This window comes from Rhodococcus mengyinensis, assembly GCF_048381435.1.
GTDB classification, from domain to species: Bacteria; Actinomycetota; Actinomycetes; order Mycobacteriales; family Mycobacteriaceae; genus Rhodococcus_F; species Rhodococcus_F opacus_D.
Genome location: NZ_JBLWIT010000025.1, coordinates 14,133 through 35,796, shown reverse-complemented (window position 1 = coordinate 35,796; position 21,664 = coordinate 14,133). Strand labels below are relative to the sequence as shown.

Sequence of the window (21,664 nt, the reverse complement as noted above, 5' to 3'; positions counted from 1 at the left end):
TTGAAGTACGAGAGCCACTCGAACAGCTCCAGCCGTGCCTGCGACTTCGACGTCCAACTCCGTCCGTGCAGCCACTCCCTCTTGAGTCCTTGGAAGAACGACTCGGCGAGAGCATTGTCGTAACTCGAGCCGACCCGGCCTCGACTCGGGCGGATCCCATGACGGCGGCATACATCGCCGAAAGTCTTTGCGGTGTACTGAGATCCGCGATCGCTATGGAATACGACCCCATGGACATCACCACCGCGGGTGCGCACCGCCATCTCGATCGCGTCCGTGACGAGCTCGGTGCGCATATGGTCGGCGATGGACCACCCCACCACCCGACGTGAACAGATGTCGATCACCGTCGCCAAAAACAACCACGACGAGCCCACCGGAATGTAGGTGACGTCCCCACACCACTTGGTATCCACAGCCGAAGCGGTGAAGTCCCGCATCACCAGATCCGGGACCGGTGGAGCTGACTTGTCCGCGATGGTCGTGCGCTTGGTGCGGCGCAGGTGCCGGCCCACGACGTGGTTGATTCGCATCAGCCGAGTCACCCGCTTGCGGTTGATCTTGCGCCCGCGGGAGCGGAGTTCGGCGTGCACCCGCGGGGCGCCGTAGGCGCTGCGGTGCTTGGCATGGATGGCGCGGATCTCGGCGACCGTCGTGGCCTCGTCGGCCTGGCGGTCGGCGCGAGCATCCTCGGTGGCCAGGTGCTTGTAGTAGCCGGAGCGGGAGGTCCCGAGCACCCGGCACAGCCGCTGCACGCCGAACTCGGCGCGATGGTCGGAGATGAAGTCCCAGCGGCGGGTCTTCACTTCACCTCCTTTGCGAAATAGGCGGCTGCCCGGCGCAGGATCTCGCGTTCGACCTGCCATTCCTTCTCCGCACCCCGTAGCCGGGCGTTCTCCGCCCGCAGGCGCGCGAGCTCGTCCGCCTCGGTCCCGTCGGCGCCGGTACTGCGGTCCTGTGACCGCGCGTTACGGGCGGTGTCCTTACGGACCCACGTCCGTAGCGTCTCGCCACTGACGCCCACATCCGCGGCCACATCGCGTACGTGCGTTTACCGTCGGCCGCGCGGTACAACGCGACCGCGTCTTTCCGGAATTCCTCTGTGTACAGAGACTGGCGTCCCACCTCGACATCCCTCCTGGCTCTCCTAGAACCATTGTCAGGGGTGTCCACTCCAAGGGGGCAACCTCACCGCGACGACCTTCTTTTTGCCGGCGGCGCGGGTGATCGGACTGGTGGCGGCATAGCCCTTGCGGGCCTTCGCGGTGGAATACCGTTCGGGGTCGTCGCCGAACTCACCGAGTACCCCGGGGCCGAGCAGAGTGCCCATCCCGGGCTGGGACAGGATGATCTCAGCGTCTTCGGTGCCGGCCAAAATGTGCATCGACCTGCCCTTGCAACGCCTTGATCTCGTGATTGAGAGTGCTCAACACGGCGACGGCGGAGCGGGTGGTGGCCGTGTAGGCGGTGGTGATCACCGCCGCCGGGCCCAGGTGTTCGCCGCGCAGAGCGGCCTGGATCCGATCGGTCTTGGTCTCGATGTCGTGGCGGCGGGCGTTCCGCAGCGCCGCAGCGATCTGACCGCGTGTCAGTCGCGCCACCGAGGCCGGGTCCGGAGCCTTCCCGAGCAGCCCGAGGGTATCGACGGCGTCGAGGTCGTCGAACGCCTCCAACGCGGCAGGGAATTAGTACTGCAACGACAGTTTGTGACTGACGGGACTGCTGTGGTAATTGATCCTGTGTGCAGTCAGAGGTGCTGGAGTGGTCAGCGGGGTTCACGGCGTTCTGTGCGCGGTACGCCCACCGGTTTTCGCGGGTGGAGTCGCGGCGGCGGATGGCCGCGTATGTGCGCGGACTGCTCGGTGAGGTCGAGCGTAAGAACGGATGGACACTGGCCGAGGCGGCCGGTGATGCGGGCCCGGAGGGCATGCAGCGGCTGCTGAACTTCTACTCCTGGGATTGCGAGGGGCTCCGCGACGACGTGCGTGAGGTCGTGGTCGAGACGATCGGTGACGCCGACAAGGGCGTGTTGATCGTCGACGAGACAGGATTTTTGAAGAAGGGCACCCGCTCGGCCGGGGTGGCCCGGCAGTATTCCGGCACGGCCGGGCGGATCGAGAACAGCCAGATCGGGGTGTTTCTCGCCTACGCCTCCGACCGGGGCCGGGCGCTGATCGATCGCGAGTTGTATCTTCCGAAGGCCGCGGCCGTGGACCGCGATCGGTGCCGGACCGCCGGGATCGGCGACGAGGTGGCTTTCGCGACGAAACCCGAACTGGCGCAGATGATGATCGAACGGGCTCTCGATGCCGGGGTGCCGTTCGGGTGGTTCACCGGCGACGAGGCCTACGGGCAGGTCGGCAAGCTCCGGCTGTGGCTCGAATCCCGCGGTGTGGCCCATGTTCTCGCAGTCCCGAAGTCGCAGATGGTGATCTCGATGGAGCTGCGCCAGCGCCGCGCCCACGCCGTGATCGCCGACCTGCCGGCGACCGCGTGGCAGCGGATCAATTGCGGCGACGGCGCCCACGGACCCAGGCTCTACGACTGGGCGGTCGTCGACATCCGGCCACTGCGCGAACGCGGTCGCGGCCACTGGCTGCTGGCCCGCCGGTCGATCACCGACCCCGACGAGATTGCCTACTACATCTGCTATGGCCCCGCCGACACCGAACCCGCCGAGCTGGTCCGGGTGGCCGGCAGTCGCTGGGCGATCGAGGAGTGCTTTCAGACCACCAAGAACGAGACCGGACTCGATCACTACCAGGTGCGCGGGTACCCGGCCTGGTACCGGCACATCACCTTGTCGATGGCCGCGGCGGCCTTCCTGACCATCCTGCGCCGCGGCGCTCAAAAAGGGGATCTGAAACCGGTGTCCGAGATCTAATTCCTCTGACAATCAACGAGATACGGCGATTGCTTTGGGCCGCGTCGCCTGCCCAGTCCAACACGCCCTCGTCCACGTCTGGCACTGGTCGAACTGGCGCCGCGCCAGCCAGGCCAGGGCCCGCGCCAGCCACTACAAACATCGACATCACAAACTGTCGTTGCAGTACTAATCTAAAGCGTGTCGAGTGCCGGGCGGTTCGTGGGCCCGGCTGGTTCTATCCGGGGCTCCGGGATCCTCATTATTCTGATGCAATACCACGTGAAGTGCTTCGTGATGGGCGGTACCGCCGCGACGACGTCCGCAAGGACGCGGCGATTGATCGATGACTGTGTGATGCCTTCGAACTGCACATCAACATTCGCTTGGGCGGGCATACGCAGGAACTTTAGACGTGCGCGCGGACAACTGTCGCCGCCGCCCAGAAAGCTCAGCCGCGCCCGCGGGATCCTCTCCGGGCCTTCATTGGGCTACGACACGCCGGTGACGTCCTGATCCATGATGGATACGGCCGCGGGGTGACGTGACCCGGTCGTACACCGACGCCCCGATGTGGGGACTGTCTTCCGATGGATCTGTCCGTCACCTCGTGGCTGCGCGCACCGACCGGGCAGGCATGACTTGATAGGAGCTTGACTTCGGCAGTCTCGTCTATGTGCTGTCTGCCCGCCCGGTTGGTGCGTGTCCACACCGATCGAGGGAAGGGCATCATCTGTGGGCACCGACTACGAGAGCAAGATCAGCGTCTACGGGGGAATCGACACCCACAAGGACACCCATCACGTCGCGGTCATCGACGAACACGGACGGCCACTCGGTGACCGCGAGTTCGGGGCCACCGGCGCCGGCTACCGGAAGGTCATCGATCATCTCCGCGGATTCGGCGTCGTCGTCGCGGTCGCGGTGGAGGGCACCGGCAGCTACGGCGCCGAACTGGCGCGCATACTGCGCCGTGCCGGGATGACCGTTCTCGAGGTCGCCCGGCCCGACCGCCGGGCACGCGTCTGCACGGTAAGTCCGACCCGCTCGACGCGCTCCAGGCGGCCGTCACTGCACTGTCCGGGCGCGGGCTGGCGACCTCGAAAGACCGCGACGGGCTGGTCGAATCGATGCGGATCCTGCCCACCGAACAGTCCTCGGCTCGCAAGGCGCGAGGCGCGGCGATGAACCAGATCCATGCTCTGCTGGTGACCGCAGCGGAACAGATACGCGCTACCTACCGAAATCTCGGCAACGTGAAACTCGGTGCCGCACTTGCGCGATCACGGCCGACTCCCGGTCACGGCCCGGAGCAAACCCTCCGCGGTTCTTTGAAACGACTGGCCGTGCGCCATCAGCAGCACAGGTCCGACATCGATGGCATCGACACCCGGCTCGGTGAGCTGGCCGCCCAGGTCAACCCGGCCCTATTGCAGCTGCCCGGCGTCGGCCCTCTCGTCGCCAGCCAGCTTCTGGTCGGCTGCGGTGACAACCCCGAACGACTGAGCAGCGAGCAGCAGTTCGCCGCACTGTGCGGAACTGCACCCATCCCCGCCTCGTCGGGTAAGCATCAGCGGCACCGGCTCTCCCGGAGCGGTGACCGCACCGCCAACTCCGCGATCCATCGCATCGTGCTCGTGCGGATGTCCGCCGGTGACACACGCACCGTCGACTACATTGCGCGACGCACAGCGGAACGCAAGTCCGAGCGCGAGATCATCCGCTGCCTCAAACGCTTCGTCGCGCGCGAGGTTTTCAAGATCATCGGAGAATCCGCTGCCAGTGAATAACCGCACAGGCCGACTTCGCCAACGTCGCCGAACACTGGCCATCCCGATCACCACGGTGGCAACCGCACTCGCGGTTCCCTACCAGCGCGTACGACGTCTGGAGATCGGGCAACGCCTCGACCCCGATCTCGCCGCGACCTACTCGCAGTGGCTCACCGACCGTGAGCAGAAATCCAGCTCCCTATCCCTGGGCGACACGGCTTGACAGCAATAGGAGCATCCATCTCCATGGACGCAACCAACATCCACCCGGCCTGTATCGAAATCGACAAACTGTGTGTGTGAACGCTGTACGCGCCGTGAGTGTTCGAGCGCGTGCTGAGATCTGCTTTGCTCCAGACTTGCACCGGGCGTTGATTCCGAGGCGAAAGGTTACCTGTCGGGATCTGCGGGTGGTGTTTCGGCAGTGCCTCGCCTCGACTGGGCGCCGCTGCAACAGCATTTGCGATCTGCTACTCGAACGAATCCGCGCGCCCCAAGTGCCCGTCGAACGTTAACCCAACCTCCCCCTAAAGGGTAATGCATTCCCCCCCTAGGGGTAATGCGGAGGGGTGACCTGAACCATATGTTGTAACTGCCTTAGCAAACCTCGAGTTTCCCGCCCTCCCGATTGATCCCAGTGTAAAGAAGTGGAGTTCCGATGGCAGCCGTCAGCTTGAGAGAACGGCAGTCCATGGATGCCACTGGCAATCCCTGGCGGGCCACACTTGCGATGACGTCCGAGCCAGGAATGCACACGCAGCTAGACATCCGCCCGGGCAACGGTCTTCAGGTGAGCCATCTTGCGCACATGTTGCGTGGTAGCGGTCGAACTGCCACTCGGTGAATGGACGGACGCTCCGCGCACAAGGTGGGCCGCACGAGTCGTCGACCATACGGCGCTCGTGCTACCTCCATTGGAGGGGGCCGGATACTCAGGGGGGACCCTCGGGACCTCTGTCGCAATACTTCTGGCCTCGGCAGAGACGGCGTCCGTGCCCGCGTCGGTGGACCGACGTTCGGGATCGTCGGCACGCTCGGAAGTCAGAAAATATAAGGGCGGCAATGGATTCCCGCAACATCTTGCTCGTGAGATCGAGCTTCACGGCTGTAGCGAGCGCCCCGGCCGGAACCGGGGCGCTCGCCCGCGCATTCTATGCGTCTCTGTTCGCGTCCACCCCAGAGACGCGGGAATTCTTTCCCGCCGCCATGGACACGCAACGCGACCGATTGGTGCGAGCTATCGGCTATGTAGTCGATCGGTTGGAGACATTGGAACTGACGCTTCCCTACCTCGCCCAGCTAGGCCGAGATCACCGTAAGTACGGAATCTCCGGCGCGCACTACAGTGCCGTCGGAAATGCGCTCGTCGCAGCACTGGAGAAGGTGTCTGCGCCCAGTGTGTGGACTGGGGAGGTGAGTGCCGCGTGGCGCGAAGCGATCGCGCTCATAGCCGGGACGATGATGGATGCTGCTCATGCGGAGGCGGGACCGCCGAGTTGGACCGGAACGGTGTTCGAACACCGCCGGGTGCTCGACGATGTAGCAATCATCAGGCTGCAACTCGATCAGCCGATGCCGTATACAGCAGGCCAATATGTGAGTGTCCAGGTACCTGGCCGGCCGCGAATGTGGCGCTACTTGTCACCAGCGACGCCGTGCAGTACCGATGGAATTCTCGAGTTCCACGTTCGGCGGGTTCCGGGCGGTTGGGTCAGTCCCGCAATCGTCGATCACGCCCGCATCGGTGACACGTGGTTACTCGGCTCGCCCCTTGGCTCACTTGGTTGCGTCACCGACCCCACACGCGACCGGCTCATGATCGGTACGGGAACAGGGATTGCCCCGCTGCGTGCCCAGCTGATGAGCATGGCTCGGAGCTCGCAGAATCCGCGCACTCATCTTTTCGTATCGGGGAGGTACCCGTGTGATCTCTACGACCTCGAGATGCTGTGGGGGCTATCGCGGACCAACCCATGGCTGACGGTAGTACCTGTGGTGGAGGAAAACTGGGACCCGTGGTGGTTCACGGGACGAACCGCGTTCCCGGCGGGTATGCATCAACGGTTGGTCGGCAAGGTGGGGTCGATCATCGCGGACTACTCGAATTGGATGAACCATGACATTCAGGTGTCCGGTGCGCCCTCGACTATCCAAACCATCAAATTTCGGCTGCGGGCAATTGGTGTTGAGCCGGAGGGTATCCGCCACGATCCGTTGCACTGAGCGGACAAGTCCTATTGCTCGGGCGTTTCGTTGAAGTAACTGAAAGATCGCATGGTCTACGTTTCGCGAAATCGGCATTGAAATCTGTATGACCGTCTAAAGGGATGACGGGTCCCGCGGCGGAGGCAGATACGTGTCGGCGCGATGGGGACGATGAACCGAAGGGGTTGAATTGGCAATCGAACAGCCAGGTGTACCAGGGAATGGCCGACCGGAACCTGTCCCGGCTGACGGCGCGTTTGACTTGTCGTCCGCCCAGTCGGGCCTGTATTTCGCTCAGCAGCTTGCGCCGGAAGCGCCTGTCACCATTGCCCAGTTCGTAGACCTCGAGGGGCCACTGGATGTCTGCCTGCTGGAGAAGGTCAGCAAACAAGCCGGTCGAGAACTTGGGTCTGCTTACCTGAGGATCGCGGTTGTCGAATCGCACCCCGTTCAGTATGTCGATCCGACATCGGACGACTCCCTCATCATCGTAGACCTGCGCGATCATCCCAACCCCGCTCTCGCAGCCAAGCGGTGGATGCGAAACGAGACCCAAAGGGTGGTCGATCCGCAGCGTGATCGACTAGTACTCGCCGCTGTCCTCAAGGTCACAAACCGCCGCCATTTCTGGTACTGCCGAATACATCACATCGCGTTGGACGGCTTCGGGGCGATGACACTCACAACCAGAATCGCCGACCTGTATACCGCAGCGATCGAAGAAGTGCCGCCGCCGCCGTTCGCGGCGGGAGGTCTGAAGGATGTTCATGCGGCAAGTGAAACATACAGTAAATCAGCACGATTCGAACGAGATCGAAAATTCTGGGCGGAACGCCTCCGGACCCTCCCGTCGGTGACCAACCTCGCCGGTCGTACTGCCCGAGCCTCACCCGATCTGCACTCCGTCAGCGCAACCATGAAAACACGAACGGCGGCGGCGCTCGCACGTTCGGCTGACCGGTACGACGTGAGTATCGCTGCCGTGGTGCTTGCCGGGGTGGCTGGCTACCTCGCTCGGTCGACGGGCCGTCGAGATGTTGTGGTCAGCATGCCGGTGTCGGGTCGCACCTCAGCGTTATTGAAGCGATCGGGAGGGACGATATCCAACGTCCTTCCCATTCGAGTCAAGGTAGATCCAGGAACCAGCGTGGGCGATCTCGCTCGTACGGTCCACCTGGAGATGACCGGTGCCTTGAAGCATCAAAAGTATCGGTACGAGGACATGCGGCGGGAGTCTGGCGCGGTACACGGTGCACGAGGTTTTCTCGGGCCGCTGGTCAACATGATGCTCTTCCACACCGGTATCTCACTTGGATCCGCTCGAGGCACACTTCGCGTCTTGTCGACCGGTCCGATCGAAGACATGTCGATCAACTTCTATCAGGCCTCGACCGACGAAGAAATTCAGGTCGACTTCGTAGCCAACTCCGCGCTGTACACCGAACCCGAGGTGCGTCGGCACCAGCAACAGTTCATGAGGTTCTTCGAGGAGCTTTGTTCAGCGGGTTCGCACACTCGAATCGCCGACGTCGACGCCGCCGCTGCCGAGGAATGGTTGATGCGGCTCAGCTCCGACGACCGTCGTGAGCGCGAGGCATTGTCGGTCGGCGAGACACACGGCGGACTCGACCTCCCGCGACTGGGCGCGCCGGCGAGCCACGGCCATGTCCAGGCCCGGATTGTCATTTCGGGTGCGGTGCGGTCGAGGCTCGAGTCTCTCGCACAGCAACACAACACCAGCCTGTTCCTCGTGGTACACACCGCGTTCGTTGGACTCCTGACGCGGATCACAAGGACAGCCGATCTGACGGTTGTCGTGCCGGTGGCGGGCCGCAGTGAAGAGGGTGACGACGGATTCGTCGGCATGTTCGTCAGCGCGGTAGCACTGAGCACGTCAGTCGATCCCACGACCACGCTGTCGGACCTTCTCGTGCAGGTGAGTGCCAGAGCGGCCGTCGCATTCGAGCACGCCGGTGATTCGTATGGTCGAGTTGCCAACGCGCCGGATGAGCAGGACTCGTCCGGTCGCTTCGCAGCGATGTCGGCCGCGCAACAGCCGATCGACTGCCATCCGGACTTCCCGTCATTGATGATCAGCACACCGGATCATCTCGCGCCGGGTGGTACGCCGGCTATCAGCCTGACATTAGGCGAGGGCGCAGCAGGTTTTGGGGCCGTTGACATCGACGGGACGCTCCAGATTACGGACTCGAGCGCGGAAACAGCAGACGCACTGGCACGTTGGCTCGTGCGACTCCTCGATGCGATGGCGACCGATCCCACGCAGATCCTTCACCGGTTCGATCTCCTCGAGCCCGAGGAGCGTCGAGCATTGACCCAACCCCCGGGCTCGGCGCGGATGACTGGGACACTGATCGACGTCTTTCTGGCCCGCGTAGCGGACGATCCCGATTCGGTTGCGGTCGTGCACGAGACCGCACGAATGACGTACAGGGAACTGGACGAAGCATCGAATCGGTTGGCTCGGCTGTTGATCAGTCGTGGTACCGGTCCCGAAGACCTTGTCGCGGTGGCCCTCCCGCGATCGATGGATTTGATCGTGTCCTTGCTGGCGGTACTGAAGGCCGGTGCTGCTTATCTTCCGCTCGACGTAAGGTATCCGCGCGATCGCCTCGAATATATACTCGCGGACGCCGGCCCGCGCTGTGTACTCGCGAATGCCGCGGGGCTCGAGGCTCTCGAGACGACGGGGTCAGCACTCATCATGCTCGACGCCGATGACATTGCCGTCGAGTTGTCATCACGGCCCTCGGGCCCGATCGCCCCCCACGAGAGAGTGCGCGCACTCCGCTCCGACAACGTCGCATATGTCATCTATACCTCGGGATCGACCGGCCGACCCAAAGGTGTGTCAGTGCCGCACATCAATGTCCTTCGGCTGTTCGACAGCGTCGCGGCCCGGTTCGAGTTCGGTCCGCGTGACGTGTGGACGATGTTCCACTCTGCAGCCTTCGATTTCTCTGTGTGGGAGTTGTGGGGCGCCCTGCTGCACGGCGGAACATTGATCGTCGTCGACTATTACGTCTCCCGCTCGCCCGACGAGTTTCTCTCTCTGATCCGCCGCGAGGGAGTGACCGTGCTGAACCAAACTCCGTCCGCATTTTATCAGCTCATCGAGGCCGAGCGGCGATCGACACCGGAGGCGCTGCCTCTCAGGTATGTGATCTTCGGCGGCGAAGCACTGGATTTTCGGCGACTGCCCGAGTGGTACCGGCGACACGGGAACGCGTCTCCGGCTCTGGTCAACATGTACGGAATCACCGAAACAACCGTGCACGTATCCTATCTTGCGATCGATGACGCACTTGTGCAACGGAACTCGGGCAACCTCGTCGGTGACGCAATCGACGGACTGGCCGTCTACGTGCTCGACGAGTATCTGCAGCCGGTGCCGGTTGGTATGGCAGGCGAAATGTACGTTGGTGGAGGCCAGGTGTCCCGCGGCTATCTGCGGCGGCCGGGGCTGAGTGCCTCGAGATTCGTCGCCAACCGCTTCGGAGCAGCTGGGTCACGGTTGTACCGGTCCGGTGACCGTGCCCGCTGGGTGGCTCCCGGGATGCTCGAGTACCTAGGCCGTGACGACGATCAGGTGAAGGTTCGCGGATTCCGTATCGAACTCGGTGAGATAGACGCGGCCGTGATGACGGTCACGGGAGTCGGGCAGTCGATTACCGTGGTCACCGAAGATGTGCGCGGTGACGAGCAACTCACGACGTATCTGACGTGCACGAGTGGTGGTCCAATCGATGTTGTAGAGGTTCGCCGTCTGGTGGGGGCGCTGCTTCCCGATTACATGGTGCCGGACGGATTCGTCGTCCTCGACGCCATACCGTTGACCACGAACGGCAAGCTGGACCGCCGGGCGCTGCCGGCTCCGGAGGTCGCCGCATCGGGCGAGAGTGGCCGCGCGCCCGCAGGTGAGCATGAGAAGCTCGTCGCGGCGCTGGTGGGGGAGGTACTCGATCTTCCGAAAGTCGGTGTGGAGGACAGCTTCTTCCACCTTGGTGGAAACTCGCTCGTGGCGGCGCAGATGGTCGGGCGTCTCAGCGAGGCGACGGGCCTTCAGATTCCGCTGCGTGTCCTTTTCGAGAACCCGACCGTTGGGGCGCTGGCTTCCTGGATCGCGGTCACCGGAGTGTCGGGTTCGGGCACCGACCGCGCGGTGACCGCGCTGGCCCCGCGTCCAAGGTCCGGATCGATTCCGTTGGCCCCGGCCCAGCAACGCCTGTGGTTCCTCGCACGCTTGGACAGCACGTCAGGTGCGTACAACATTCCGCTTGCCGTTCGGCTTCGGGGAGAACTTGACGTCGACGCGCTGAACGCCGCGATGTTGGATGTAGTGGCACGCCACGAAACACTTCGCACGGTGCACCCCCAGGTCGGGGATGATCCCTGCCAGGTGCTCGTGCCCGCCGCCGACGCGGCACCGCCCTTGGTGCCGGTGATTGTCACTGCCGACGATCTCGAGGCGCGAATCCACGCGATCGCTGCCGCCGGATTCGACCTCCTCGAAGAGTTGCCGCTACGTGCCGCGCTTCTGCGGATCGGCTCGGACGACCACCTCTTGGTACTGGTACTACACCACATTGCGGTAGACGGCTGGTCACTCCAGCCGCTGGCTGCAGACATCACCGCGGCATACTCGGCCAGGTCAGCCGGGATCCACCCGCACCGGGACCCGCTACCGGTCCAATACGCGGACTACGCCCTGTGGCAGCATGAGATGCTCGGCGCGGAAACGGATCCGAACAGCTTGGCGTCAGCGCAGATCGCGTACTGGACCGAGCGACTGGCGGGGATCCCTGATCAGACCGACCTCCCGGTCGACCGTCCACGCTCGGCCGGCACCACCACCATGCGCGGCGCGACGGTCGACTTCATCGTGGACCCGCAGACGCACCAAGCGCTCGCCGTCGTCGCCGCGGATCGCGGTGCGACAGTGTTCATGGCATTGCACGCCGCGCTGATCGTGCTGCTCGCCAGATTCGGCGGAGGCACCGATATTGCGGTGGGCACGCCGGTGGCAGGTCGCGGGGACCGCGTGCTGGACGGGCTCGTCGGCATGTTCGTCAACACTGTGGTCCTGCGTACCGAAATGGACGCGTCCGCGGGATTCGTGGATCTGCTTGAGCAGGTTCGCGACATCGACCTCGAGGCGTTCTGTCACGCCGACCTCCCATTCGAACGACTCGTCGACGTGCTGGACATACCTCGCTCCGCCTCTCGGCATCCGCTGTTCCAGGTGGCGTTGACCTCCCGCATCGTCGATCAGTACACCATCGAATTCCCGGATCTCACGATGACTGTGAGCGGAATCGACACCGGGTTGACAAAGTTCGACCTCGAACTGGCATACGCCGAGACGTTCGACGACGCGGGGGCACCGGCAGGAATCGAGTTGACGTTCACCTTCGCCACCGAACTCTTCGATGCCCCCACGGTCGATGCGATGGCAGCGACATTGGTGCGAGTACTTCGGGCGGCGGTAGCTACACCCCGGATGCCGGTCGGTGACATCGACATCCTCGACGAAGACTCTGTGCAGCGACTGGTGCCGGCGCGAGGAACAGAGGCAATAGAAGTTCGCACGTTGCCGGCCCTGCTCCGCGCCGCAGCCCAGCTGAAACCTGACGCCCCGGCGCTGCTCTCGTCGAGGCGCTCGATGACCTACCGCGAGCTCGACGAACGCTCCGACCGGCTGGCCGGGCTGCTTGTCGAGCGCGGAGTGGGACCGGAGACCTTCGTCGCGCTCGCGCTCGAGCGCTCGATCGAATCGGTGCTCACGGTGTGGGCGGTGACGAAGACCGGCGCCGCATACGTTCCGGTCGACCCTCACTACCCCGCCGAACGACTTGCACACATGCTGTCCGATTCCGGCGTGAGACTGGGAATCACCACGTCGGCAACCAGAACACTTCCCGGGGTGGTGCACTGGATCGCCCTGGACGACCCCGACATCGAGCATGCGCTCGACTCCCGACAGGACACCGGAGGCCCCCGGCCTCGCCTTCGACCCGACAATGCCGCCTACGTCATCTACACTTCCGGATCCACTGGCGTGCCGAAAGGAACCGTCGTCACGCACAGCGGGTTCGCGAACTTCGCCCGCGAACAACAGAGGCGCTACTCGATCACGCCCCAGTCCCGAACGCTGCACTTCGCCTCACCCAGTTTTGACGGTGCGGTGCTCGAACTGCTGCTCGCCGGGGCGACGGGCGCCACCATGGTGATTGCGCCTGCTGGAGTGTTCGGAGGGGCCGAACTTGCCGAAGTGCTACGCACACGGCGGGTAACGCACGCCTTCATCACCCCCGCCGCACTGGCCACTGTCGACCCGGCCGGTATGGACCATCTCGAGTCACTGGTTGTCGGCGGCGACGTCTGTTCCCCCGAATTGGTACAGCGATGGGCGCCGGGTCGCCGAATGTTCAACGGCTACGGGCCTACCGAGGCCACCATCATGGTGTGCATCAGCGACGCGTTGACCGTCGGAGGTCCGATCACCATCGGTCGCCCCGTGCGCGGGGTCCGTGCGGTCGTGCTCGATGCGCGCCTGCACCCGGTGCCGGCCGGGGTTACCGGCGAGTTGTACATCTCCGGGCCGGGCCTTGCCCGCGGCTACCACCGGCTCGGCGGGCTGACCTCCGAGCGATTCGTCGCGGACCCGTTCGGTGAGCCCGGGGACCGGATGTACCGAACCGGGGACGTAGTGAAGTGGACGCCCCAACACACAATTCGGTATGTCGGACGTTCGGACCACCAGGTGAAGATTCGCGGCTTCCGCATCGAGTTGGGGGAGATCGATGCAGTGCTCGCGTCTCATCCACTCGTCGAGTTCGTAACCACGATCGGTGACGACTCCACGGGACGAACGCTGCTGGCGTCCTATGTGCTACCGACCGCGGGCGCGGAAGTCACCCCCGGCGATTTGGTCCAGTACGCCGCAACGAGACTTCCGGGCTACATGGTGCCCGCGGTCATGCTGCTCGACGACATCCCGCTCACTCCGGTCGGGAAACTCGATCGTCGCGCCCTGCCGACCCCGGTGCTCGGCACTTCCGCAACGATCTGGCAGGCACCCTCAACGCCCACCGAGCGGCTGGTCGCGGAGGTATACGCCGGCGTCCTGGGCGTCGCGGACGTCGGTGCCGACGACAGCTTCTTCGACCTCGGTGGCAACTCACTGGCCGCCACGCAGGTCACCGGGAGGCTGCAATCCGTCCTCGAGTGCCCGGTCGAGGTGCGCGCCATCTTCGAAGCGCCCACCGTAGCGGGACTCGCACGGCGGATCGACGGAGAGAGCTCCGATATCGCGGCCCCGCCGGTGCCGACCGGACCCCAACTCGTCGCCCGGCGATCACACGCGCGGGTGCCGCTCTCCGCGGCGCAACAGCGGCTGTGGTTCCTGAATCGTCTGGACCCCGAATCTGCGGCCTACAACATTCCGTTCGCGATCCGCATGTGCGGCAGCCTCGATCGGCTCGCCCTGACCGCCGCACTCGCGGACGTCGTCGAACGCCACGAGTCCCTGCGCACGGTTTATCCGGAGACTCCGGAGGGTCCGGAACAGCTCGTGTTGGATTCCGCGGAACCCGTCATGTCCGTTGCCGATGCCACCGAGAGTGAACTCGCGGGGTTGATCAATGAAATGGCGTCGGACGGGTTCGACCTGCGCACCGATCGGCCGCTACGCACTCTCCTGTACCGGACGGCACCCGAGGTGCATATCCTCGCTCTCATCGTGCACCACATTGCCTTCGACGGCTGGTCGCTCGCCCCGTTTGCGCGTGACCTCGTCGTGGCATACGCGGCCCGGGTCGAGGGAACGGCGCCCGCATGGTCGCCGTTGGCGGTGCAGTACGCCGACTACACGCTCTGGCAACTTGATCTGCTCGGTGCCGGCGACGATCCGCACAGCGTCCGGGCCAAGGAACTTGCGTATTGGAAGGACACCCTGGCCGGTCTGCCGGATCAGCTGGCCCTGCCGGGTGCGCGGCTGCGCCCGGCAGTCCAAGATCTCGCCGGCGACTCCGTGTCGTTTGCCATTGATCCGGACACCCACCGCCACCTGGACGATCTCGCTCGTGAATCGGGTGCAACCCTGTTCATGGCGCTGCACGCCACCCTCGCGGTGTTGCTCGCCCGGATGACGGGGGACTCCGACATCGCGATCGGTACGCCGGTCGCCGGCCGCGGCGACCAGGCGCTCGACCAGCTCGTCGGAATGTTCGTCAACACCCTGGTGTTGCGGACCTCCGTGGACAGTGCCCAGGAGTTCACGACCCTGTTGACGCAGGTGCGGGAGACCGATCTCGACGCTTTCGCCCACGCCCGAGTGCCATTCGAGCAGATCGTGCAGGCCGTCAACCCGAGCCGATCGACCGGGGGACACCCGCTGTTCCAGGTGATGCTCTCCTTCCACCAGAACCCGGCACCGACCGCGATGTCGCTACCCGGACTCGACGTGACAGCCGAGTCTGTCGACCCGGGCGTGGCAAAGTTCGACCTCGAGTTCACGCTCATCGCCGATGTCGCGGCAGACGGTGGCCATCGCGGCATAGCCGGCTCCCTCGGTTACGCAAGCGCCCTGTTCGACGCCCGGACCGTGAGGTCCTTCGCCGAGTACTTCGTCCGGATCGTCGAAGAGGTCGCTACGCGGCCATCGTCTACGCTGGGTGATCTTCGCCTCGTCTCGGCTGCTGATCAGGCCGCGTGGCTCCCAGTGGCAGGCGCGCCCAGGCACGAGCCGCGGACCCTCGCCGAAATATTCGAGAATTCAGCTGCACACCGTCCGGACTCGACGGCCGTCGAGTGCGGAGATCAGTTGCTGACCTACCGTGAGTTGGACGAGCAGTCGAACCGGCTGGCGCGGGTCCTCCTCGACCGCGGGATCGGGCCGGAACACCTAGTGGCCGTGGCGCTGCCGCGGTCCGTCAACTCCGTCCTCGCGGTCTGGGCGGTCGCGAAGACCGGGGCCGCCTTCGTGCCCGTCGATCCCAATTATCCCGCTGATCGGGTACGCCACATGCTTGACGACTCCGGTGCCGCGGCGGGGATCACGCTTGCCGGGCACCTCGGGACCCTGCCTGCGGACCTCGATTGGATCGTGCTCGATTCACCGGCGTCCCGGCAGCGTTACGCATCCGCGTCGACGGCGCTCATCACGCCCGTCGAGCGCGGCACGCTCGCGCGAACCGATCAACTGGCTTACGTGATCTACACCTCGGGATCGACTGGAAAACCCAAGGGCGTGGCGATCACTCATCGCGGACTGGCCGGTTTCGGCGCAGAGCAACGTGAGCGCTACCGGGTTACGCCGTCGTCGCGGACGCTGCACTTCTCGTCGCCGAGCTTCGACGCTTCAGTCCTCGAACTGTTGCTTGCCTTCGACGTCGGCGCGACGATGGTGATCTCACCGCCACACATCTACGGCGGAGAGGAACTCGCTGAACTGATCCGCCGTGAGCGGGTCACCCACGCGTTCGTCACACCTGCCGCGCTCGCATCAGTGAGCCCGGACGGACTGGACGAGCTGGGGGTCGTGGTGGTGGGCGGAGAACTGTGCCCCCCTGAACTCGTGGCCCGCTGGGCACCGGCACGCGCGATGTTCAACGGATACGGACCCACCGAGACCACCATCATGGGGTGCATCAGCGATCCGCTCACGGTCGGCGAGGCGATCACCATCGGTGGTCCGGTCCGCGGGGTCGGCGCGATGGTCCTGGATCCACGGCTGCACCCGGTGCCAGTCGGAGTGATCGGCGAGCTGTATCTGACCGGCGACGGTATCGCTCGCGGTTACCACGGCCATCCTGGGCGTACCGCAGAGCGCTTCGTGGCCGCGCGGGGCCACGAGACCGGCGCCCGCATGTACCGAACCGGCGACCTCGTGCGATGGCAGCTTTCCGACGACGAAACCGCGACTCCGAAGCTGGAATACGTCGGCCGCGTGGACCAACAGGTCAAGATTCGTGGCTTCCGGATCGAGCTGGGCGAAATCGACAGTGTCCTGCGAGCACACCCCGACGTGGACTTCGCCACGACGCAGGGGCATACCGCGCCTTCCGGGGAGACCGTACTGGTGTCATACGTCCTGCCCGCGGCACACCGCCAGGTGGATCCGGCGTCGCTGCGCGAGTTCGCCGCCAGCTCGCTACCCACCTTCATGGTGCCGGCCTCGGTGACAGTGCTCGACGCGCTGCCGCTGACGCCAGTCGGCAAGCTCGACCTTCGGGCACTGCCCGAGCCCACGATCGACACTCCTCGAGGCGAATTCGTGCCGCTGGCGACCGAGACCGAACGAAGAGTGGCCGCCGTCTTCGCCGAACTACTCGGCATCGACGCGGTCGGTGCCGCGACTAGCTTCTTCGACCTCGGTGGCAACTCGCTGCTCGCCACCCAGGTGGTCTCGCGGGTCGGTGCCGGAGTCGGCAAGCAGATCGGGGTTCGCGAACTTTTCGAGGCGCCGACGGTGCGCGGTTTCGCGGCGACGGTCGACGGAATCACCACAGCCATGGCCACACGTCCGTCGCTGCAGCGAACCCCAGACCTGGACGCTGTACCACTGTCGTTCGCGCAGGAGCGAATTTGGATTCTCAACCAAATGGACGTGTCGTCACCTGCTTACAACATCCCCTTCGCCCTGACCCTGCGCGGCACACTCGACGTGCACGCGATCGAAGCCGCCTTCGCGGACCTGCTCGAGCGACACGAGTCACTGCGCACACTATTTCCGGACTCGGAGAGCGGACCGATCCAGGTGGTATTGGACACCGAGTTGGTGGCTCCGCGCTTGACCCCGGTGCCGGTGGCGGCAAATGAACTCGACGAGCGCGTACATGCGGTCACCGCCGGATTCGACGTCACCACTGAGACACCTTTACGCGCGGAGTTGTTGGCACATGGCCAGAACCACTGGACCCTGGTGATCACCGTGCACCACATCGCCGCCGATGGCTGGTCGATCACCCCGCTGGTACGGGACGTGATGACGGCCTATGCCGCACGAACCGCGGGGGACGCCCCACCATGGGTGCCGCTGCCCGTCCAGTACGCCGACTACGCCGTCTGGCAACGACAGTTGCTCGGCTCCTCGCGCGACCAAACAATTCTGGCATCCACACAGTTGGAGTTCTGGCGCCGGGAGCTGGCGGATCTTCCCGACCATGTGGAGCTACCGATCGACCGGCCGCGGCCGGTATCACCGTCCTTCCGTGGGGCCGCGGTCGAGTTCAGCGTGTCGGCCCGCACGCGTGCATCGCTCACCGAACTGGCGCGCACGAACGACTCCAGCCTGTTCATGATCGTCCATGCCGCCTTCGCCGCGTTGCTGGCGCGGGTGACAGCAAGCCGCGATGTCGCGATCGGAACTCCCGTCGCCGGACGGGGCGAGCGGGAACTGGACGACCTGGTGGGCATGTTCGTGAACACGCTCGTATTACGCAGCCGGATCGATCCACGCACTCCCTTCCGGGACCTGCTCCGGCAGGTCCGCGAAACCGATCTGCGAGCCTACGCACACGCAGATTTGCCGTTCGAGCGGCTCGTCGATGACCTGGACCCCATCCGGTCGACCGCACGGCACCCCCTCTTCCAGGTGATGCTCTCGTTCCACGCCTCGACGCCGACCGCGCTCGAACTGGCGGGGCTCGACGTGCAGGCCCGCGAACTCGACGGGCACATCGCGAAGTTCGACCTGCAATTGACGATCCGGGAGCTTCCCGGCGACTCTGCGGGGCTGATGGCCACCTTCACCTACGCCACCGAGCTTTTCGACTCCGCAACTGTGGAGGCGCTCGCCGACCGACTGACCGCCATCCTCGACACAGTCGCCGACGACCCCACCGCGATTATCGGCGACATCGACCTGCTGGTACGGGGGGAACGCGACCGCACTGTGCCGATCTCCGGGGCCCGAGGCGTCCCGGTGCGGACCCTGCCCGAGATCTTCGAAACGACCGCAGCCGCCGCCGGGGACACGCCCGCCATCGTCGATGTCGCCGCAGTGGGATCTTTGACCTACCGCGAGCTCGACGAGCGCTCGAACCGGATGGCACGGCTACTTACAGAACTCGGCGTCGGACCCGAAACTTTCGTGGCATTGGCAATACCGAGGTCCGTCGACTTCGTGGTCGCCGTGTGGGCGGTGACGAAGGCGGGCGGCGCCTTCCTCCCGATCGATCCGAGCTACCCCGTCGAGAGGATCGAGCACATGCTCGCCGACAGCGGAGCGCTCCTCGGACTGACGGTCGCGGAGCACCGTGATCGACTGCCCGACCTGGCGTCATGGACAGTGCTCGATGACCAGGACGTAGCGCCGGTACTCGCCGATAAGTCCGGGTCGCCACTGGCGGAATCGGATCGCCGCGCACCTCTGGCGGCGCGCCATCCCGCATACGTGATCTACACGTCGGGTTCGACGGGCCGCCCGAAGGGTGTGGTCACGACCCATGAGGGGGTCGCGAACTTCGCCGCCGAGCTACGGGAAAGATTCACTGTAACAGCAGAATCGAGAACCCTGCAGTTTGCCTCCCCGAGTTTCGACGCATCAGTGCTCGAGCAGCTGTTGGCCTTCGGCGCCGGCGCCACCATTGTGCTGGCGCCCGGGTCCGTCTACGGCGGTGACGACCTCGCGGAACTGCTGCACCAGTACCAGGTAACGCACGCCTTCGTCACCCCCGCCGCATTGGCATCCGTCGATCCGACGGGTCTGGACTGTGTGCATACCGTCGTGGTCGGCGGCGACACCTGCAGCACCGAAATTGTGGAACGGTGGGCGCCTGGTCGTCGGATCTTCAACGCATACGGGCCGACTGAGGCGACCGTCGCCGTGACCATCAGCGACGCCCTTCACGCGGGACAGCCGGTCACCATCGGCGGACCGATTCGTGGCGTCGAGGCGTTGATCCTCGACGAACGCCTGCATCCAGTACCCGAGGGTGTTCGCGGGGAGCTGTACGTCGCCGGCCCGGGACTAGCACGCGGGTATGTCGGCAACGCCGCGCAGACCGCGGACCGGTTCGTGGCCAACCCATTCGGTGGCCGAGGGGCACGAATGTACCGCACCGGTGACGTCGTGCGCCGCCGGGCGGGATCGGGCATCGAATACCTGGGTCGCTCAGACCAGCAGGTGAAGGTCCGTGGCTTCCGAATCGAACTCGGCGAGATCGACACAGCACTGACGAGCCACCCACAGGTGCGGTTCGCGGTGACAGTCGTGCATGGGGACAGTGAGCCGGCAGCACGTCTCGTGTCCTACGTGGTAGCAGATGGAGCGGATTCCACCGATTCCACCGATTCCGCCTCGCTGCAGGCTCACGTTGCCGCCAAAGTACCCGGGTACATGGTGCCGTCCGCGGTCACGTTCTTGGACGATATTCCGTTGACCTCAGCAGGCAAACTCGATCGGGCCGCCCTACCCAAACCCGAGTTCCCCAACACAGCACAACCGCGACTCCCACAGACCCAAACTGAATCAACCATCTGCGCCGTCTTTGCACGAGTGCTCGAGATTCAGTCAGTGGGGGCCGACGAAAACTTCTTCGATCTTGGCGGCAACTCACTGCTCGGAACACGTCTGGTGGCAGCACTACGCAGCGAACTCGACGTCGAGGTCGCGGTTCCCTGGCTGTTCACAAACCCGACGCCGGAACTTCTCGCCCGCAGAATCGAACACCCAGATTCCGGGGGACCAACGGCGCTGGACGAGTCGGCACTCGCGGTCTTGCTACCGATCCGCATCGCGGGAAGCCAGCTCCCGCTCTTTTGCATCCACCCGGCGATCGGACTGTCCTGGTGCTATGGCGGGCTCGCGCAGCACCTGGACTCGGATCGGCCCATCTTCGGCCTGCAGTCGCCGGCGCTCACCGAAACCCCGGCCGAGTCGCCATCGATCGAAGCCCTTGCCGTCCGCTACGCCCGGGAGATCCGCGCGGTCCAACCAGACGGGCCATACCACTTGCTTGGGTGGTCGCTCGGCGGGTTGATCGCCCACGCCGTTGCCGTCGAAATACAGAGGAATGGGCACGAAGTCGCGTTGCTCGCGATGATGGACAGCTACGTGCTATCGGATTCGGATACGGTGGGCGCTGATCCAACACCGGCGGAACTGCTCCGCGAGTTCGGCATAGAGGTACCGGTCGGCGATGGCGGTGTCGACGGGTTCACTGCCGAGGATGCGGCGGTAGTTCTGCGGGACGCGGCGAGCCCTTTCGGGTATCTCACCCCCGCCCAACTCGAGCGACTGTACGAGGACTATCTCCGCGCCCACGAGCGGGCACACGAGTACCGGCCGGCGACGTACTCCGGTCAATTGCTGTTCTTCTCAGCGCGTGTGGACAACTTCGAACTGACTCGGACCGCCTCGGCTTGGCGTCCCTACGTCACCGGAACGATCACGGATTATCCAGTCGAGTACCCGCACGCCCACATGACAACCTCCGATGCCCTGGCATCGATCGGCCCGATCCTGGAAGAGCGACTCGAAACTGCCGCGATGGAGTTGATACTTTCCTGAATGTGCCAACCTCCGCGCGGGGTATTTGTTATCGAAGACATCAGCATCGAAAGGAGTCCCGCCCTCCGTGGCGGTGTGTGCCGTCAACCGCGTAAATCGAGCCCGATACGGTCGCGCCACACACTGCCACAGCCACTGATGGGGGTGTTGTGCCCAGGTAGGGTTCGGGTGGCAAGAACTAGAATCCGGCGTCATATGCTCTTCACGCGCGATGGAGACACGTCCCGGCGCTTACAGGCCGCCCCATTGGTGTCTCGGGCGAGTCGATCAGACCAATCACTGGCCGCT

The 21,664-nt window shown here is 64.7% G+C and carries 8 protein-coding genes and 1 pseudogene; 6 read left to right on the top strand and 3 right to left on the bottom strand.

What is annotated here, in order from left to right; all coding sequences use genetic code 11:
• From ACNJ7E_RS03175 to ACNJ7E_RS03165, 3 genes and pseudogenes are all read right to left on the bottom strand, one after another.
• Window positions 1-1,125: pseudogene (locus ACNJ7E_RS03175) on the bottom strand (IS3 family transposase); the annotation flags it as partial.
• A 34-nt stretch (window positions 1,126-1,159) separates the two neighbouring features.
• Window positions 1,160-1,384: a transposase gene (locus ACNJ7E_RS03170; protein WP_418339130.1), complete on the bottom strand. Its 225-nt coding sequence runs from the start codon at window positions 1,382-1,384 to the stop codon at window positions 1,160-1,162.
• Window positions 1,353-1,673, bottom strand: coding sequence for a transposase (locus ACNJ7E_RS03165; protein ID WP_418339129.1), 321 nt, complete (start codon window positions 1,671-1,673; stop codon window positions 1,353-1,355). The genes ACNJ7E_RS03170 and ACNJ7E_RS03165 overlap by 32 nt, the downstream gene beginning before the upstream one ends.
• Window positions 1,674-1,741: 68 nt before the next feature.
• On the opposite strand from ACNJ7E_RS03165, the gene ACNJ7E_RS03160 reads away from it, so the two are divergent.
• The 6 genes from ACNJ7E_RS03160 to ACNJ7E_RS03135 all read left to right on the top strand — a co-directional run bounded on the left by ACNJ7E_RS03160 (window position 1,742) and on the right by ACNJ7E_RS03135 (window position 21,376).
• Window positions 1,742-2,884, top strand: a complete 1,143-nt coding sequence (locus ACNJ7E_RS03160) for an IS701 family transposase (protein WP_418339128.1) — start codon at window positions 1,742-1,744, stop codon at window positions 2,882-2,884.
• A 714-nt stretch (window positions 2,885-3,598) separates the two neighbouring features.
• The gene (locus ACNJ7E_RS03155) at window positions 3,599-4,051 is read left to right on the top strand and encodes an IS110 family transposase (RefSeq protein ID WP_418339127.1); all 453 of its coding nucleotides are present in this window, start codon (window positions 3,599-3,601) and stop codon (window positions 4,049-4,051) included.
• Window positions 4,048-4,653 (top strand): transposase, encoded by a 606-nt coding sequence (locus tag ACNJ7E_RS03150; protein ID WP_418339126.1) that lies wholly within the window; start codon window positions 4,048-4,050, stop codon window positions 4,651-4,653. The genes ACNJ7E_RS03155 and ACNJ7E_RS03150 overlap by 4 nt, the downstream gene beginning before the upstream one ends.
• A 55-nt stretch (window positions 4,654-4,708) precedes the next feature.
• The gene (locus ACNJ7E_RS03145; RefSeq protein ID WP_418339125.1) at window positions 4,709-4,858 is read left to right on the top strand and encodes a hypothetical protein; all 150 of its coding nucleotides are present in this window, start codon (window positions 4,709-4,711) and stop codon (window positions 4,856-4,858) included.
• A gap of 839 nt (window positions 4,859-5,697) precedes the next feature.
• Window positions 5,698-6,858, top strand: coding sequence for a globin domain-containing protein (locus ACNJ7E_RS03140; protein ID WP_418339124.1), 1,161 nt, complete (start codon window positions 5,698-5,700; stop codon window positions 6,856-6,858).
• 172 nt (window positions 6,859-7,030) lie between these two features.
• Complete coding sequence (locus ACNJ7E_RS03135; RefSeq protein ID WP_418339123.1) at window positions 7,031-21,376, top strand: amino acid adenylation domain-containing protein; 14,346 nt, start codon at window positions 7,031-7,033, stop codon at window positions 21,374-21,376.
• Window positions 21,377-21,664 lie beyond the last annotated feature (288 nt).